Genomic DNA, 17,647 nt, shown 5'->3' with positions numbered 1-17,647 from the left:
GCCCGCAAGGACCGGGGTTTTTTCTGCGCCGGATGGCTCTTCACGACACTTCCGGCGTCAGCCTGAGGTTACGACGCCTCCGGCGTCAGCCAGCTCACCGACGCGCCGCCGCCGGTGGAGGGCAGGGCGTCGTGCAGGGCCGGCAGCATGTCGCGCAACGTCTCTTCCAGCTTCCAGGGCGGGTTGACGATCAGCAGGCCGGAGCCGTTCAGGCGCAGGTGGGTGTCCTCGGGATGCCATGTCAGCTCGGCGATCAGCACCTTGGGGATGCCGGTCTTTTCCACGGCGTCCTGGAACCGCCAGACCGCCGCCCGCTCCTTGATGGGATACCACAGGGCGAAGATGCCGGTGGACCAGCGGCGGTGGGCCAACGCCAGCCCTTCGGCCATGCGGGCGAACTCGTCCGGCTGTTCGAAGGGCGGATCGATCAGGACGAGCCCGCGCTTCTCCCTGGGGGGCAGATGGGCCTTCAGTGCGGTGTAGGCGTCCGATTGATGGACGGACACGGCGCGGTCGCCGGCGAACTCCGCCTTCAGGCTGTGGGCGTCGTCGGGGTGCAGCTCCACCAGGACCATGCGGTCCTGCGGGCGCAAGGCGGCGCGGGCGATCAGGGGAGAACCGGGGTACCAGCGCAAGGAGCCGTCCGGGTTCAGCGCCTGCACGGTGTCCAGATAGGGCGCCAGCCCCGGGTGGAGCGCCGGCCGGCCCCACAGGCGACCGATGCCCTCGTCGCTTTCCGCGGTCTTGCGGGCCGGTTCGGAGGTCAGGTCGTAGCGGCCGATGCCGGCATGGGTATCGAGCACGCAGAAGGGCGCCGGCTTGGCGCGCAGATGATCCAGGATCAGCGCCAGGACGGCGTGCTTCATCACGTCGGCCGGGTTGCCGGCGTGGAAGATGTGGCGATAGTTCATGCGCCGGGGTTTACCCGATCACGCCGCTTTGCGCCAGCGGTCATGCCGGCGCCACTGTCGATGGGGTGATCAGTTGATCGCGGCGACCTGCTGGGCGTTGCGGAAGCTGCGGCGGGTGCCGGGGGCAACGCTGACCGGATCGGTGTCTTCACAACGGGACGAGGCGAGCAGCTTCGCGCTCTGCGCATCCAGTTCGGACAGGCTCTGCCAAATCTTGCAGACATAGGCCTGGGCGCGGCGGCCCGAACCGCCGTTGTAGCGGGCCAGCGCGGTCTTCCAGTTGCCTTCCTCGCCATGGAAGCGGACCAGAAGCTGGCCGGCGTAGAACACGTTGTCGCGCGGCTCCACGATCTTTTCCAGCGGCTGGAATTCGCCGCGGTGCGAGGCGACGGACAGCTGCATGCAGCCGACATAGGTGTTGGAGCGAAGCTGCCCGCGATGGTCGCGCAGGTGCCGGGCGGCATCGTTGACGTTGCGAGCGTAGTAGGGACGGCCCTGGACGCTCATCGCGAAGGGATGCGGCGCACCGTCCTGACCGCTTTCGACCAGCGCGATCGCCACCAGCATGCCCGAGGGAATGCCGAGCTTCTGTTCGGCTTCCACCGCGTGGGTGACGCAGCTTTCCTTGGCGAGCGACGGGGTCGCGGTCTGGGCCTGGGCGGGAGTTGCCATCGTCAGCGCCACCAGGGGGGCCGTCAGCAGTCCCGCAGCCAGTGCGAAGCGTCCACCCGCTGTGGCGCATACGCGCTGATTTCGTCCCCGCATCCCAAACCTCCTTCTGATGTCGCCCCGTGTTCTACGGCGGCTGTTTGACCCCCCGCGCGGGGCCGTTGTTCCGGTCACCGAGTCGCTTACGGCGACCGCCTCCTACCCAGATGTTCGACGCCTCCCAATCGGGCGCCGCGGCCACACTTCCAAAAATTTGATCCATCGTCAACCGCCTTGCACCCTGGTAATACCACAGCTTTCGTCCGTCAGATGTCACGCAGAGGCGCCGGACCGACGGCCTAGGCCCTTCGATTGCGGGCATAAGCCTTTGAATCGCCACATTTGCCGGCGATATCGAAAGGGGTGTTCCGATGGTCCTGATCTGCCTTCCGTACAGGGGATGAAAAAGGGGCTACTGCGACCGCGTGTCGCCGGAATCACACTTCCAGATGATTTTTGCGACCCCCTTGCGCGGCGCAGCATGTTGAGGCAGTAAACTCCGCCGCCTTGTTTGCCTGGACTCGGGGGACCGGGTTCGAAGATGCCGCGTTCGGTCCGATCGACCATGACGGCGGCAGGCGGACACGGAGCCCTGCGGGCCGGCGGCATCCCGTTCGTGCAGGCCCGACCTCAGAGGAATCCAGCCCCTTGTCCGCGGATCCGTCCTTCGGCGGAGCGTCGCCCGCTCCCGATCTCGATCAACTGTTCCGCTTCGGTTACGACCGGCTCTATGCCGGGGATTTTACCGGAGCGGTCCGTGGATTCCGGATGGCTGCCGCCGCCGATCCCGCGAATGGCGAAGCCTGGGCGGCGCTGGCCGACGCCTGCGGCGGGGCCGGTCTGACCGAGCGGACGGCGGCCTGCTACCGGTGCGCCGTGATGCTGGATCCAGCCAATTGGACATGGCGGCTGATGCTGGCCGACGCACTTCGGCAGTGCGGCGAAATCGATGCTGCGCATGCTCTATATAGGGTGCTGGCAGGCGAACGGAGCGATTCGGCCGCGGTGCGACTCGGGCTCGCCCATTGCCTGTCCGCGCTGGACCGGCGTGACGAGGCGCTGGAGGAGTTCCGTGAGGCCGTGGCCCTGCGCCCGAACGACCGCGGCGCCGTGCTGGCGCTGGCCGAGGCGCTGACCATGGCCGGTGACGCACTGGCGGCGGTGGAACTGCTGCAACCGCTCGGCCGTCGGTACGAGGATGATGCGGAGGTCCACCATGCGCTGGGTCGCTGCTGGCTGGCTCTGCGCGAACCGGCGAAGGCGCTGTCCGCGCTCCGCCATGCGCGCGATGTCGCCGAGGGGGACGAGGCCGCGCCGATGGAACGGCTGATCGCGGCGCTGGAGGCCGGGGAGGGCGCCGACCTGTCGGCCGCCTATGTCCGCGCCCTGTTCGACCGCTATGCCGACCGTTTCGACCAGGATCTCGTCGGCAAGCTCGGCTATGCGGCGCCCGACCTGCTGCGGGCGGCGGTGGACCGTGTGATTCCAGCGGCGACGGGCCTGCGGATTCTCGATCTCGGCTGCGGCACCGGGCTGGCCGGCGTCACCTTCAAGCCGCTGGCGGCGCGTCTGGCCGGCGTCGACCTGTCGCCGCGCATGGTGGAAAAGGCGCGGCAGCGCGGCCTTTACGATGAACTCGGCGTCGGCGATGTGGTGGAGGCGATGGAGCGATCCCCCGGCGGCTGGGATCTTCTGGTCGCTGCCGACGTGTTGGTCTATATCGGCGACCTTGTTCCGGTCTTTGCGGCTGCGGCACACGCCCTGCCGCCGGGTGGCCATTTCGCCGCGACCGTGGAGCGCCTGCCTGTCGAGTCGGCACAGGAGTTCGCCCTCGGCGCGACCCGCCGCTATGCCCACGCCGAAGCCTATGTCCGCCGCACCGCGGAGGACGCCGGCTTCGCCGTGCGCCTGATGGAGCCCTGCGCGCCGCGGCGGGAAAAGGGCGTGCCGGTCGCCGGGCTGCTGTTCGTGGTGGAACGCGCCTCCCGGTGACGGAATGGCGCCTTCAGGCGCCAATGAGGGGATGGCGCCGTCAGGCGCCGCAGGCGTCAATGAACGACTTGGCAAAATGCGTCCAGGTCCGTTCGCCCTGGATGAAGGCGAGGGCGCGGTCGGCACGGCGCTTCGCCTCCTCCCGGTCGGCATGGATCGCTTCCAGATGGGCGACCAGCTCGTTGACCGAGGATTCCTTCCAGCCCTTGCGGTCGCCCTTGTGGAACAGCTGGGTCTGCTTCGACAGCGGCCAGCAGCGCGGCTCCTCGGCCGGGCCGATCAGGTCGAGGTGACCGGTGTTGGCAGACAGCACCACCGGCACGCCGCAGCCCATCGCCTCCATGGCGACGAGGTTGGTCGCTCCCTCGCAGCGGTTGGGGAAGACCGCGGCATGGCAATCGGCCATGATGGCTGCAATGTCGGCGCGGCCGACGAGACCGAGGTCGACCACCGACCCGGCGGGCAGGCCGTAACGGACAGCCCACTCCACCACCTGAAGCCGCCCGTCCGGCCCGATATCCGGCGGAGTGCCGGTCAGCTGCGATTCGGTGATGCTGAAGGCGACCTCCGGCCAGGGGCTTTGCCAGGCAGTGACGAGCAGGGCCTCCGGATGGCGCTGCTGGAAGGCGCGGAAGGCCATCAGCACGATGTCCTGCCCCTTGCGGTATTCCAGCTTCCCACCCGAAAACACCACGAACCGGTCGCCGAAGCGCCCGGAGGGCGGCAGCGGCCGCATCTCCGTCGGGTCGACGCCCTGGAAGGCGAGGCCGACAGCGTCGAAGCCCTGTTCCAGCAGAAGGTCGCGATTGTACGTGGAATGCACCACGATGCGGTCGAAGGCGCGGGCGCGGGCCAACACCTCTGCATCGAAGCGCGTGTCCTCGAAGGCGATGACCCCGATGTTGCGATTGCCGCGGAAGCGGCGGGAAGGCTCGCCGACCACGAACCGGTTGCCCAGCGCATGGAGGACGTCGGCATCCGGGATGACGATGGTGCTGTCTCCATAGGGGGCGGCCGCCTCCATATAGCGGCGATGCTCGTCCTCCAGGGGCTGCAGAGCCGTCCTGTTCTGCGGCCGCAGGCTGTCCATCATGGGGGCGTCGAGCAGAAGCGGGCGCATGCCCTGTGCAGTCAGGTACAGAGCGGTATGGACGCCGACCAGCCCCCATCCATGGATCTCGGACAGCGGCCAGGTCAGGGCGAAACGGCGGTTCATGGCGGCCTGCGGCAAAGAGGTGGGGGCGGCAGCCTAGACGCGCGCAGCCAGGGTTTTCAACAGGATATGCACGTCACGCGTGGACAATGGGCGACAAACAGTCCCGACTGGTTGCGTTGCCGTCCCGCGTCAGATGGCCTGGGCGTAGGGGCCGGCGTCGTTTGGCAGGCACCAGCGGGCATGAAGCTGGCCCTTGCCGTCGAAGCTGCAGGCGATCCATCCGGAACCGTGCAACAGCCGTCGGCCACCGTTCGTGAAGGGCGGCAGCTCGAACCTGTGAGCGGGCAGGGGGTGATCCGGCCGGCTCGCCAGCGGCTCCGCCAGCCGGGAACGCCAGCCCGGCCGGGCGCCGGCAGAAGAAGACACGGCAAAACGGGGGGCATAGAGCTGCCACATCTCCAGCCCGCCGCCGCGCAGCACCCCCCGGCCGGCGGCACCCGACAGGCCGCGCGACGCGACGGTGATGCGGCAGCCGGTCCGCCTTGAGAAGTCGGCGAGGGTGCGGAGCATCCGTTCCCACTCGGCATGGCGACCCGGTGCGGTCCAGTGATCGCCCAGCCCCCGCGCCAACCGGCGCTGAAGGGGACCTGGCAGCACCGCACCCAGCCGGTCGAGCGCGGCGGCGGCGGGAACCAGCAGCGGAGCACCGCTGACCAGGATCAGGTGCCGGCAAGCGGCGAATCGATCGAGCCAGTCCGGCAACAGGCTCCAGTCGCGCTCCGACAGGATGCGGCGGGCATTGCGGTCGGTCCACAGGTCGAGCGCCAGTAACCCGGCTTCTCCCATGACGAAGCCCTGTGCCAGGGTTCCGCAGGCAGTCCCCCACAGGCAATCGGGCGGAGAATCGGCGACGGAGCCGGTTTGGAACAGCTGTGCCTGCCGGCGCGTCGCCGCCAGAAGCGGGCGCAGGCTGCGCGAAGCGGCATCGCCGTCCTCCCGGCCGCCCCAGGCGCCTGCCAGCAGCCGGCCGAGGTCCGAACCGTCCCACATCATCACCGACGGGATCGAGGCCAGCACGGCCGCAGCCGCGGCACCGCTCCAGCCGCGCAGCATCCGGTCGAACCCGGCGGACATCAGTTCCTCCGCCACACCGGGCAGGGGCGGACCGAGCCGGCGGGAGGCGTCGCCAAGCAGAGAGGCGGCCTGCGGGGCGGCGGCTAGCACGGCATCGCCATCGACCTGTCCGCCGGCCTGGATCAGCAGGTGATAGCGGTCGGTGGAATGCCCGGCGAGAAGATCGCGCCAGAGTGCGGGGGATGACGGCGGCGCACCCCCACCCGAAGGCTCTGCGCCATTCGTCGCGCCGGTCATTCCGCTTCCGTACAGAATAGCCATGCGTGGGAATGATTGACGCCCCGGAACGACTACCGTCCAGCTGGGTCCGTCGGGGAAGCCATAGGCGACAGTGGTGTCGCGCATGCCGCGGGGAACAGCGAAGTCGAAGCGCCAGACATGGCGGCGGCGCCAGACCGTAAGGTGGCGCGGGGGAACCGGCAGGGTGACGCCGTCCACCCGCAGGTCGTCGGGTTCGACCTCCCCGTCCAGAACGAACAGCGCCGACAGCCACCAACGGTCGCGCTGCTCACCACGGAAATACAGGATGGGGCCGAGCAGGATGCTCGGCTCCGCTCGTCTGCGCGCCATGCCTCATCCGTCCGAACCGGCTCCCCCGAAAAAGGGGGCATCACCGCATCCCATAGCGCATGGCGCCGCGGAACGGAGAGGAAAATCGCGAGGGCTCAGCCTTTCCGCTTGCGCAGCAGCTCCAGCATGCGGGGCGGGACCTGTTCGTTCAGGACCGGGTCATACAGGCGATGAAGTTCCTCCACATGCTGGCGATGCTGGGCGAGCAGCGCCTTTGCGTCGGGATCGCTCTCGACCACGCTCTCGAATGCCGCGCGCTCCCGTTCGTCGAGGGCGCCGTCCAGATAGGCGTTGATATCGGTCATCGTCACACGCTTCATCTCTGTCGTTCCCGGATGGGTCGCCGGGGTTTCTCCCCTGGGACACGATCAACCGTGACACGTCCGGTGGCTCCGCCGTTTCCGGAAAGATCGGCCGAAAGGACGCCTACCCAATCTTATGGGCATGATCCTCGGCCATACCAGTCCGACAAACGGCGCGATCACTGCTCCCTTTCGAGGCGAGCAATCCGGCACCGCCATCCTCTTTCGCGTCGCCCGGCCAAGTAACAGGACGGTATCGCTGATTGTTCCAGACGGAGACGGGGCGGAACGCGACGCAATCGGGGCTGTTGTGATTGTGCAACGCATCCCGTCCGCGCCCCGTCAGGGGTACTGTGAAAGGAGAAATGCCCGTGGCTCAGCAGGAGAGCAGGCAGCCGCCGCAGCACCAGGACAGCCGGCCCGGCCATCAGGCGCCGATGGATCCCCAGCCTTCTGAGACCCGGCCCGGCTATCGCGGCAGCGGCAAGCTGCGCGACAAGGTGGCGCTGATCACCGGCGGAGACAGCGGCATCGGCCGCGCCATCGCCGTGCTGTACGCCCGCGAGGGCGCCAAGGTCGGCATCCTGTACCTGAACGAGGATGAGGATGCCCGCGAGACCCGCCGGCTGGTCGAGGCGGAGGGCCAGCCCTGCAAAATCCTGAGCGGCGACGTCGGTCAGGAGGAAACCTGCCGCAAGGCGGTGGAAAGCATGATCGGCGAGCATGGGCGCATCGACATCCTGATCAACAACGCTGCCGAACAGCACCCGCAGAAGTCGATCGAGGACATCACCGCCGAACAGCTGGAGCGGACATTCCGCACCAACATCTTCGGCCAGTTCTTCATGGTGAAGGCCGCCCTGCCGCACATGCACGAGGGCGCCTGCATCATCAACACCACCTCGGTCACCGCCTATAAGGGCAGTCCGGAACTGCTGGACTATTCGGCGACGAAGGGCGCCATCGTCGCCTTCACCCGGTCGCTGTCCATGGCGCTGGCCGATCGCGGCATCCGCGTCAACGCTGTGGCGCCGGGGCCGATCTGGACCCCGCTGATCCCCTCGACCTTCGACGAGGAGAAGGTGGAGAATTTCGGCGGCAACGTGCCGATGAAGCGGGCCGGTCAGCCGGACGAGGTGGCGCCGTCCTTCGTCTTCCTGGCGTCGGACGACTCTTCCTATATGTCGGGTCAGGTCCTGCATCCGAACGGCGGAACGGTGGTCAACGGCTGACGCCCGCCGGTCATGCGGAAAAGCCCCGCTGCGTCCATTCCGGCGCAACGGGGCTTTCTTGGAACGATGCCGTCAGGCTGCGCGGATGCGGGCGACGAAGGCGTTGACCGATTCCCGCAGGTTCTGGGCCTGGTTGCCGAGGCTGCCGGCGGCCTGAAGCACTTCGGCCGCCGACCGGCCTGCCTCCTGCGAGGCGTCGTTGACGCCCATGATGCTGCGCGACACCTCAGCCGTGCCCTGGGCCGCCTGCTGGACATTGCGGGAGATCTCGCCGGTGGCGGCGGTCTGCTCCTCCACCGCGGAGGCGATGGAGGTGGCGATCTGGTTGACCTGCTGGACCGTATCGGCGATGCCGCGGATGGCGCCCACGGCTCCGTGGGTTTCCTTCTGGATCGCCTGGATCTGGCCGGAGATTTCCTCGGTTGCCCGCGCGGTCTGGTTGGCGAGGCTCTTCACCTCGCTGGCGACGACGGCGAAGCCCTTGCCGGCCTCACCGGCGCGCGCCGCCTCGATGGTGGCGTTCAGCGCCAAGAGATTGGTCTGGCTGGCGATCTCCTGGATCAGCTGCACGACGCTGCCGATCCGCTCCGCCGCCTGGGCCAGGCTTTCCACGGTGGCATTGGTCCGCTGCGCCTCGTCCACCGCGGACCGGCTCATGCGGGTGGCGGATTCGAGTTGGCGGGCGATCTCGCTGATGGAGCTCGCCAGCTCCTCGGCGGCTGAGGCCACCGTCTGCACGTTGCTGAGGGTCTGGTCGCTGGCCGCGGCGACGGAGGAGGCCTGACGGGTCGTCTCCTCCGCGGTGGAGGACATGCTCTCCGCGTTGCTCTGCAGCTGGGTGGCTGCGGAGGACACCGCACCGACCACCCCCTGGACGCTCGCTTCGAAGCTGTCGGCCAGGGCGTTCATCGTCCGGGTCTTTTCCGCCGCGGCGCGGGCTTCGGCGTCCTTGGCCTCCTGCTCCATGCGGCGGTTGTTGATGAGGTTCTGCTTGAAGACCTCCACCGTGCGGGCCATCGACCCCACCTCGTCCCCGCGATCGGCTCCGGTGACCGTCACCGTCGCATCGCCCTTGGCCAGCTGCTCCATCACGTCGTTCAGCGCGGTGATCGGGCGGCGGATGCCGAAGACGGCGATGACGACCGAGGTGGCGGCGGCAAGGAGAATGGCGACGATCATTCCGCTGATGGCCCACCTGATGGCGGCGTCGGTATCGTCGCTCAACCGGTCGGAGGAGCGTTGCACCCCGGCATTGACCTCGTCCGCCAGCTTGGCGGCCGTGTTGTAGGTGTCCACCACGAGAGGACGGCATTCCTTGGCGTAGAGGGCAGCGGCGCCGGCGTGGTCGCCCTTTTCCTTCAGCGCCATCACCGCGGGCAGGGCGCGCTTGATCGTGGCCATCATGTCGGTCATCCGGCCGACGGTCGCTGTCGTTTCCGGCTTGGCGAGGCGGGTGACGACCGTATTGGACGCCGCGATCGCAGCCTGGATCTCGGTAACGGACTTGGCGAGCGCGGGAAGGCCGGCCGGATCCTGGAGAAGCAGGACGTTGTTCATCTCGCGGCCCAGGTTCGCGACGTCGCCACGCATCCGTTCAAGTTTTTGGGCGAATTCGATGTCGGTGGTGATCAGATCGGAATAGTTCCCATCCACGCGATTCAACGTGTTGGCCATGAAGGCGGCCAAGCCGGCTGCGACCACGCTGAGAAGAAATACGACAAAATAGATCTTCGGACCGATCCCGACTCGCGACAACGGATTCATGGTTTTCACCCACACTTAAGCGAACTGATGTTCTGGATGTGATCGATGCAAGCACCGATCGACTCTCAGTCAGCGCAAGTATAGGCCATCGTCATATGAACAATGGATTAACGCTGCCGCGTTTATGGGATGCGCCGCAGATTACTCAGATTTCTTGCGCATCTAAAATAATTTGCCAATTTTACCAAAATATTACTTTGTCCGTCAGGGGGCAGTGATCTGGATCAACCTTTGCGAAAACGCATGGCAGCCATTTCTCATCTGAACGTGTGACGCTATGCACGAACGCATGCACCCCCCGCAACAGGTTGCGGAGGGTGCATGGTGCTGCCGGACAGGACCGGCCGTAGAGGAAACGGGATCAGGCGGTCATCAGGTTGTTCAGCCTTTCCCGCGCGCGACACAGGCGGGAGCGGATGGTGCCGATGGAGACGTTCAGCGTTTCCGCGGCTTCCTGATAGGGACGGCCTTCGATGGCGACCAGCTTTACCACCTTGCGCTGGCTCGGGGTGAGGGAGGAGAAGGCGCGATCGACGTCGCGGAAGACCAGACGTGACATCTGCGCCGCATCGACGGACATGGCGCCGTCCCACAGCTCCACCTTCGTCACATGGCGGTCGCGCTGCAGGTTGTTGAAATGCAGGTTCTTCAGCATGGTGGTCAACCACGCCTGCATATTCGTGCCGGGTTCGAAACGATGCTGGCGAGACAGGGCTCGGGCCAGGCAGTCCTGCAGCAGGTCCTCTGCGGCGTTGGCGTCGCGGGTCAGTTTGCAGGCATAGCGCTGCAGGTTCGGCATGCAGCGGATCAGTTCGTTTTCGAACGAGTACGCCATGGTCATTCTTCCTCCACGGTCTGTTCGTCCCGGCCGGCCGGTAGAGCGGCGGCGCCCTTCTATCGGCGGCGGGGCGCAAAGCAGGGACGGCGTTTGGTGTTCCGGCGCGCGAGCGGGGCGCTGCCGGTTCGAAAGGCTGAGGATCGAAGCTGTCTTGGTCCTGCGGCGTCAGGCTGCCCGGTGGGATGCCATCTGCCGGCCCGTCATTCGACTCTGGCCGGCACTCTCTTGGACATACCCTGGGGCGATCCCGGCGGGATATCGCGGAACGATCCGGTCGGCGGTGGCGTCATTGAGGCGGTCCCGTTGTTGCCCGTCGTTGATCGTGTCGGGAGCTAAACGCGCCGTCTGCCGAGGATGTTCCACCGCCGGATTCGGAAAGAGTGACATCGGTGGCAGATCGCGGAGATTCCGGTCGCGGTTCCGCTTGCCGGGCTTACCACCACCGAACGCGCCTTGCGGTGCCGGAACGCAACAGTCAGGAGGTGGCCGGGGAGCGCGCCGCGAGCGGTTTTTCAAGGCGCAGCGCCGCCATGTCGTCCTCGTAATAGGCGGGATAGACGGCGAAGCGGCGGTAGCCGGCGGCGGTGTAGAGAGCGATCGCCGCCGCGTTGTCCGCCCGGACTTCCAGCCGCAGCCCGGCACAGCCATGGGCCGCCGCGGCATCCTCCAGCGCCGACAGCAGGCGGCGGGCGATGCCCCGGCCCCGCTTGCCCGGTTCCACGGCGAAGGAGGTGAGGCGGGCGAGCGGCGTTCCCGCATGGAAGCCCAGCACGCCGTAGGCCACCGGCCGGCTCCCCATGCCGGACGGGCAGTCGTCCGACCGGCTGCCCACTTGGCAGTCGGCCACAAGGACCACACCTTTTGCTTTCAGGATCGCATAGCGGAAGTTGCGCCGCGTCATCCGGTCGGTCGCGAAGCTCTGCTCCTCGATCGCCAGCAACGCGGGAATGTCGGCCGCTATGGCACGGCGGATGACGATGCATGCTGCATCGCAGTGGACAGGATCGATTTCGTGACGCATCGTTGACGGGAAAAAGGGGAGGGAGTGCCACTCTACTCCCTTTTACCACAGTGAAACGACGGTATGGTCCGCGTGGGGAAAGCTTTGTTTAACCAACAGCGCCGACACTCCACCCCATGTTGGCCCGCTGTTGGAGCGCTGTCCTTCCAGCCGCCCGCTCCTATTGGCCTTTCAAGCAGAAAGTCAGGACATGGACGCTCGGTTTAAATCTCGCGACATCGAACGCCGCAGCCTGGATGTCGACGGCCTGAAACGGTCGTTCCTGGAATGGCTTGTCTATTCGGTCGGCAAGGATGCCCGCGCCGCCACCCGCCGCGACTGGTTCCACACCGTGGCGCTGGCCGTGCGCGACCGCGTCGTCGACCGCTGGATGGACACTACGCGCAGCTACTACCAGGAAGACGCCAAGCGCGTTTATTACCTGTCCCTGGAGTTCCTGATCGGGCGCCTGCTGACCAACAGCCTGTCGAACCTGGGCATCATGGACGAATGCCGTCAGGCTCTCGACCGCCTTGGCCTGTCGATGGAGGACGTGGTCGATGCGGAGCCGGACGCGGCGCTGGGCAACGGCGGCCTCGGCCGTCTGGCCGCCTGCTTCCTGGACAGCATGGCCTCGCAGGCGCTGCCCGGCTACGGCTACGGCATCCGCTACGAGTTCGGCCTGTTCGAGCAGCGATTCGAGAACGGCTGGCAGGTCGAGTATCCGGAGCAGTGGCTGCAGTTCGGCAATCCGTGGGAATTCGCTCGTCCGGAGGTGCTGTACCCGGTCCAGTTCTATGGCCGCGTCGAGGAGTTCCGCGACAGCGTCGGCGAGCGCGCCTATCGCTGGGTCGACGCCGACCGCGTGCTGGCGATGGCCTATGACACGCCGGTCGTCGGCTTCGGCGGCGAGACGATCAACACGCTGCGCCTGTGGTCTGCCCGCGCCACCCGCGACTTCAACTTCGGCCACTTCAACGACGGCGCCTATATGAAGGCCGTCGAGCAGAAGATCCTGTCGGAGAATCTCAGCCGCGTCCTCTACCCCAACGACGCGACGGAGACCGGCAAGGAACTGCGGCTGAAGCAGGAGTATTTCTTCACCTCCGCCTCGCTGCAGGACATCCTGCGCCGCTATCTGCAGCATCATTCCAGCTTCGAGAACCTGCCCAACAAGGCGGCGATCCAGCTGAACGATACCCATCCGGCGATCGGCATCGCCGAGCTGATGCGGCTGTTGGTCGACCAGCACGCCCTGCGCTGGGACGACGCGTGGGAGATCACGCGCGCCACCTTCGCCTACACCAACCACACCCTGCTGCCCGAGGCGCTGGAAGCCTGGCCGGTGCGGATGATCGAGCGGGTGCTGCCGCGCCACATGCAGATCATCTACGAGATCAATGCCAAGTTCCTGAACCGCACCAAGGCGCGGGCGGACGGGGATAATGCCAAGCTGTCGCGCCTGTCGCTGATCGACGAGCGCGGCGAGCGCCGCGTGCGCATGGGCAACCTGGCCTTCCTCGGCTCGCACAAGGTCAACGGCGTGTCGGCCCTGCACACCGAGCTGATGAAGCAGACGGTGTTCGCCGACTTCCACGAGGAATTCCCGGACCGCATCAACAACAAGACCAACGGCATCACCCCGCGCCGCTGGCTGAAGCAGGCCAACCCAGCCCTGTCGGAGCTGATCACCACCCGCATCGGCGAGGGCTGGATCTCCGACCTGTCGCAGATCGCGGCGTTGCGCGAGAAGGCCGACGACGTGGTGTTCCGCGAGGAGTTCCGCCGGGCCAAGCGCAAGAACAAGAAGCGCCTCGCCGCCTACATCGCCCGCCAGACCGGCGAGGAGGTGCTGGTCGACAGCATCTTCGACGTGCAGGTCAAGCGCATGCACGAGTACAAGCGCCAGCTGCTGAACGTGCTGCACACAATCGCGCTCTACAACGAGATGCGCGACAACCCGACGGTCAGCTGGGTCCCGGTGACCAAGGTGTTCGCCGGCAAGGCGGCGCCGTCCTACCACATGGCCAAGCTGATCATCAAACTGATCAACGACGTCGCCAAGGTGGTGAACCACGACCCGTCGGTGCACGACAACCTGAAGGTCGTGCTGCTGCCGAACTACAACGTCACCGCGGCTGAGATCATCATCCCGGCCGCCGACCTGTCGGAGCAGATCTCCACGGCCGGCATGGAGGCATCGGGCACCGGCAACATGAAGCTGGCGCTGAACGGCGCGCTCACCATCGGCACTCTGGACGGTGCCAACGTCGAGATCCGCGAGCATGTCGGGCCGGACAACATCTTCATCTTCGGCATGACCGCGGACGAGGTGAACGACCTGCGCGCCAGCGGCGGCTTCAACCCGCGCGAGGTGATCGCGTCGAACCCCAGCCTCAAGCGGGCGCTCGACATGATCTCCACCGGCGCCTTCTCGCCGGATGACCGCAACCGCTACCATCCGATCGTCCAGGCACTGACCGACGGCGGCGACCATTTCCTGGTGACGGCCGACTTCGCCGACTATTGCCGGGCCCAGGACGCTGCGATGCAGCTGTACCGCGATCCGGAGGAATGGACCCGCAAGGCCATCCTGAACACCGCCAACATGGGCTGGTTCTCGTCCGACCGTACGGTCAACGAGTACGCCGGGGAGATCTGGGACGTACACCCGGTGCACCCCAACCATGACGGCGAGGGGTTCCGGTAAGGGGCGGGTGCTTCAGCGTTGCCCCCTCCCTCGCCCTCCCCCGCTTCGCGGGAGAGGGGACTGCCGCCACTTCGCGATTTAGTTTAGCTGACAAGCATCCTACCCCCTCTCCCGCCGAAGGCGGGGGAGGGATGGGGTGGGGGCAACCGCAACCGGCGCTTTACAAGCCCCCCTCCATTGGGCTATGACATCCACCATGAACCGCACGGCCATCACCACCACTACGACCAAAAAAGCGACTCGCTTCGGCGGGCAGCGTCGTGGTGTGTGCTGATCGGATCGACCAGCGTTTCTTCCACGAGGCAGGCCCCGCCGGACAACGGACGGGGCCTCGTCGTATCCGGGGTCCGCTGTCCGAACGACCGATAGGCCGGTCCGATCAACAGTGCGATAGACAGGACGGAACCCCGACATGAGCAGCAACAACGCCTCCGCTTCCTCCAAGTCCCTCCGCGTCGCCGTGGTCGGCGCCACCGGCGCCGTCGGCCGCGAGATGGTCAAGGTCCTGCACGACCGCAACTTCCCGGTCGCCGAACTCGGCCTGTTCGCCTCCGAACGCTCCGCCGGCAAGGTGCAGGAGACCCCCTACGGCGCCCTGACCCTGAAGGCCTTCGACGCCGCAGTGGTGAAGGGTTATGACGTTGTCCTGCTGGCCGTTTCAGGCGACTTCGCCAAGGCGCATGCCAAGGATCTGGCTTCGGCCGGCGCGCTGGTGATCGACAACAGCTCCGCCTTCCGCTACGACGCCGACATCCCGCTCATCGTTCCGGAAATCAACGCCCACGTCTTCCGCGAGGCGTATGCGAACGGCTCCCGCCTGATCGCCAACCCGAACTGCACGACCGCCATCGCCGTCGTGGCGCTCGGACCGCTGCACAAGGCCTTCGGCATCAAGCGCGCCATCGTCTCCACCTATCAGGCCACCAGCGGCGCCGGCGCCGAGGGCATGGCCGAGCTGGAGGAGCAGACGCGCAACCAGCTGGACGGCAAGCCCGTCACCAACAGCGTGTTCCGCCACCCGATCCCCTTCAACCTGATCCCCCAGATCGACGCCTTCCAGGAGAACGGCTACACGAAGGAAGAGATGAAGGTGACGTGGGAGACGCGGAAGATCATGGAGGTCCCGGACCTGCTGGTCAGCTGCACCGCCGTCCGCATCCCGACCTACCGCGCCCACTCCGAAGCCATCACGCTGGAGACGATCCAGCCGGTCACGCCGGACGCCGCCCGCGCCGTCCTGGCCGATGCCGCCGGTGTGAAGGTGGTGGATGATCCGGCCGCCGGCGCCTATCCGATGCCGCTGAACGCCACCGGCCAGTACGACGTCGAGGTCGGCCGCATCCGCAGCAACTTGGTGTTCGGCGACCATGGCCTCGACCTGTTCGTCTGCGGCGACCAGCTGCTGAAGGGCGCCGCCCTGAACGCGGTGCAGATCGCAGAGCTGGCTCTCTGAGGTCCGGGGCAAGGCGGGACCCAAGGATCTGGAATCCAAGGGCCGGCACTGCTATGTAATGCGACGGGGGCCGATGGGCGTGTTTCGCCTGTCGGCCCTTTCGCCGTTCTCACGATCACCTTCTCTTGTCACGGGACCCGCGCATGTCCGAACTTCAGGACGCCGTCTCCCGCCGTCGGACCTTCGCCATCATCGCGCACCCCGACGCCGGTAAGACCACGCTCACGGAAAAGCTGCTGCTGTTCGGCGGCGCCATCCAGATGGCCGGCGCCGTCAAGGCGCGCGGCGAGCAGCGGCGCGCCAAGTCGGACTGGATGAAGGTGGAGCGCGAGCGCGGCATCTCGGTGACCGCCTCCGTCATGACCTTCGATTTCGACGGGCGGACCTTCAACCTGCTCGACACGCCGGGCCACGAGGACTTCTCGGAGGACACCTACCGCACGCTGACCGCGGTCGACAGCGCGGTGATGGTGATCGACGGCGCCAAGGGCATCGAGGCGCAGACGCTGAAGCTGTTCGAGGTCTGCCGTCTGCGCGACGTGCCGATCATGACCTTCTGCAACAAGATGGACCGCGAGGCGCGCGATCCCTTCGACCTGATTTCGGAGATCGAGAGCGCGCTGGCGCTGGAGGTCACGCCGGCCAGCTGGCCGATCGGCATGGGCCGCGACTTTCTCGGCTGCTACGACCTCATCCGCGACCGGCTGATCCTGATGGACCGCAGCAAGGGCGACGAGATCGACGAGGGCATCGAGTGCAACGGCCTGGACGATCCCCGTCTGGACGAGCTGCTGCCCGCCCACGCCGTCGCCAAGCTCCGCGAGGAGGTTGAGATGGCGCGCGGCCTGATGCCGGCCTTCGACCTGGATGCCTATCGCGCCGGCCATCTGACGCCGATCTATTTCGGCTCCGCAATCAACAATTTCGGCGTGCGGGAGCTGCTGTCCGGTCTGGCGGAGAACGCCCCGCCGCCGCGTCCGCAGCCGGCCGATCCGCGCACCGTCCAGCCGGACGAGGAGAAGGTCACCGGCTTCGTGTTCAAGGTCCAGGCCAACATGGACCCGAACCACCGCGACCGCATCGCCTTCGTCCGCCTCTGCTCCGGCCGCTACAAGCGTGGCGCCAAGCTGAAGCACATCCGCTCCGGCAAGCTGATGGCGGTGAACAACGCCGTGCTGTTCCTGGCCCGCGACCGCGAGGTGGCGGAAGAGGCGTGGCCGGGCGACATCATGGGCATCCCCAACCACGGCAGCCTTCGCATCGGCGATACGCTGACGGAGGGCGAGGATCTGCGCTTCACCGGCGTGCCAAGCTTCGCGCCGGAACTGCTGCAGCGCGTCCGCCCGGACGATCCGATGCGGGTGAAGCACCTGCGCAAGGCGCTGGAGCATTTCGCCGAAGAGGGCGCCTCCCAGGTGTTCAAGCCGCTGACCGGCGCCGACTGGGTTGTCGGTGTCGTCGGCCAGCTGCAGTTCGAGGTGCTGGCCTCGCGCATCGAGGCGGAATACGGCATCGCCGCCCGCTTCGAAGGGGCCGGTCTGGACGCCGCCCGCTGGGTCGAGACCGACGACAAGGCCCAGTTGGAGAAGTTTATCGAGCTGAACCGCTCGGCGCTGGCGGAGGATCATGACGGCGCCCTGGTGTTCCTGGCCCGCAACGCCTGGCACCTGAACCGTGCGCAGGAGGATTTCCCGGCGCTGCGGTTCCTGAAGACGCGCGAACAGAACCGCAAGGTCCATACCGCGGCCTGACGGACAGCACGCTCTTCCTGTCGCCCGCCCCTGGCTGAACCCTGGGGCGGGCTCCCTTTTACCCACTGAAATACGTACCGGACTTCCCAGCTGGACGGACCGCTTGACGACGTCGGTCCGGTGTCG

The 17,647-nt window shown here is 66.8% G+C and carries 13 protein-coding genes; 5 read left to right on the top strand and 8 right to left on the bottom strand.

All coding sequences use genetic code 11. The annotated features are described in order from the left end of the window. Positions 1 to 68 precede the first annotated feature (68 nt). Both ACWPKK_RS06250 and ACWPKK_RS06245 read right to left on the bottom strand, forming a co-directional pair. The gene (locus tag ACWPKK_RS06250) at positions 69 to 911 is read right to left on the bottom strand and encodes a 23S rRNA (adenine(2030)-N(6))-methyltransferase RlmJ (protein WP_452001889.1); all 843 of its coding nucleotides are present in this window, start codon (positions 909 to 911) and stop codon (positions 69 to 71) included. A 69-nt stretch (positions 912 to 980) separates the two neighbouring features. Beyond that, entirely contained in the window at positions 981 to 1,676 is a 696-nt protein-coding gene (locus ACWPKK_RS06245; protein ID WP_310113810.1) for a transglycosylase SLT domain-containing protein, read from the bottom strand. Between the two features lie 591 nt (positions 1,677 to 2,267). Here ACWPKK_RS06245 and ACWPKK_RS06240 point away from each other — a divergent pair. Further along, positions 2,268 to 3,611, top strand: a complete 1,344-nt coding sequence (locus ACWPKK_RS06240; RefSeq protein ID WP_452001885.1) for a tetratricopeptide repeat protein — start codon at positions 2,268 to 2,270, stop codon at positions 3,609 to 3,611. 40 nt (positions 3,612 to 3,651) lie between these two features. Here the strand turns inward: ACWPKK_RS06240 and ACWPKK_RS06235 are convergent, their stop codons facing one another. From ACWPKK_RS06235 to ACWPKK_RS06225, 3 genes are all read right to left on the bottom strand, one after another. Beyond that, complete coding sequence (locus ACWPKK_RS06235) at positions 3,652 to 4,827, bottom strand: glycosyltransferase family 4 protein (protein ID WP_452001882.1); 1,176 nt, start codon at positions 4,825 to 4,827, stop codon at positions 3,652 to 3,654. A 129-nt stretch (positions 4,828 to 4,956) separates the two neighbouring features. After that, complete coding sequence (locus ACWPKK_RS06230; protein ID WP_452001880.1) at positions 4,957 to 6,471, bottom strand: hypothetical protein; 1,515 nt, start codon at positions 6,469 to 6,471, stop codon at positions 4,957 to 4,959. Between the two features lie 95 nt (positions 6,472 to 6,566). Further along, entirely contained in the window at positions 6,567 to 6,791 is a 225-nt protein-coding gene (locus ACWPKK_RS06225; protein WP_149223549.1) for an anti-sigma factor family protein, read from the bottom strand. Between the two features lie 347 nt (positions 6,792 to 7,138). Here ACWPKK_RS06225 and ACWPKK_RS06220 point away from each other — a divergent pair, with 347 nt between their 5' ends. Further along, the gene (locus ACWPKK_RS06220) at positions 7,139 to 8,005 is read left to right on the top strand and encodes an SDR family oxidoreductase (RefSeq protein WP_324870419.1); all 867 of its coding nucleotides are present in this window, start codon (positions 7,139 to 7,141) and stop codon (positions 8,003 to 8,005) included. Positions 8,006 to 8,077: 72 nt separating this feature from the next. Here the strand turns inward: ACWPKK_RS06220 and ACWPKK_RS06215 are convergent, their stop codons facing one another. The 3 genes from ACWPKK_RS06215 to ACWPKK_RS06205 form a co-directional block, all read right to left on the bottom strand. Then, positions 8,078 to 9,679 (bottom strand): methyl-accepting chemotaxis protein, encoded by a 1,602-nt coding sequence (locus tag ACWPKK_RS06215; RefSeq protein ID WP_452001876.1) that lies wholly within the window; start codon positions 9,677 to 9,679, stop codon positions 8,078 to 8,080. Between the two features lie 451 nt (positions 9,680 to 10,130). Continuing rightward, on the bottom strand, positions 10,131 to 10,604 hold the full coding sequence (locus tag ACWPKK_RS06210; protein ID WP_085089358.1) for a sigma-70 family RNA polymerase sigma factor: 474 nt from the start codon (positions 10,602 to 10,604) through the stop codon (positions 10,131 to 10,133). Positions 10,605 to 11,082: 478 nt separating this feature from the next. Then, a complete protein-coding gene (locus ACWPKK_RS06205; RefSeq protein ID WP_452001873.1) occupies positions 11,083 to 11,628 on the bottom strand; it encodes a GNAT family N-acetyltransferase in 546 nt (181 codons plus the stop codon). A 190-nt stretch (positions 11,629 to 11,818) separates the two neighbouring features. On the opposite strand from ACWPKK_RS06205, the gene ACWPKK_RS06200 reads away from it, so the two are divergent. From ACWPKK_RS06200 to ACWPKK_RS06190, 3 genes are all read left to right on the top strand, one after another. Continuing rightward, positions 11,819 to 14,317 carry a glycogen/starch/alpha-glucan phosphorylase gene (locus ACWPKK_RS06200; RefSeq protein ID WP_452001870.1) on the top strand — a complete coding sequence of 833 codons (2,499 nt, stop codon included), beginning with the start codon at positions 11,819 to 11,821 and terminating at the stop codon, positions 14,315 to 14,317. Between the two features lie 412 nt (positions 14,318 to 14,729). Further along, entirely contained in the window at positions 14,730 to 15,770 is a 1,041-nt protein-coding gene (locus ACWPKK_RS06195) for an aspartate-semialdehyde dehydrogenase (RefSeq protein WP_452001867.1), read from the top strand. A gap of 143 nt (positions 15,771 to 15,913) precedes the next feature. Continuing rightward, positions 15,914 to 17,521 carry a peptide chain release factor 3 gene (locus ACWPKK_RS06190; protein ID WP_452001864.1) on the top strand — a complete coding sequence of 536 codons (1,608 nt, stop codon included), beginning with the start codon at positions 15,914 to 15,916 and terminating at the stop codon, positions 17,519 to 17,521. The last annotated feature ends 126 nt before the right edge of the window (positions 17,522 to 17,647 follow it).

It is taken from the genome of Azospirillum largimobile (assembly GCF_977007025.2).
The sequence above is the reverse complement of the archived record's forward strand: the minus strand, read 5'-3'. Positions and strand labels throughout refer to the sequence as shown.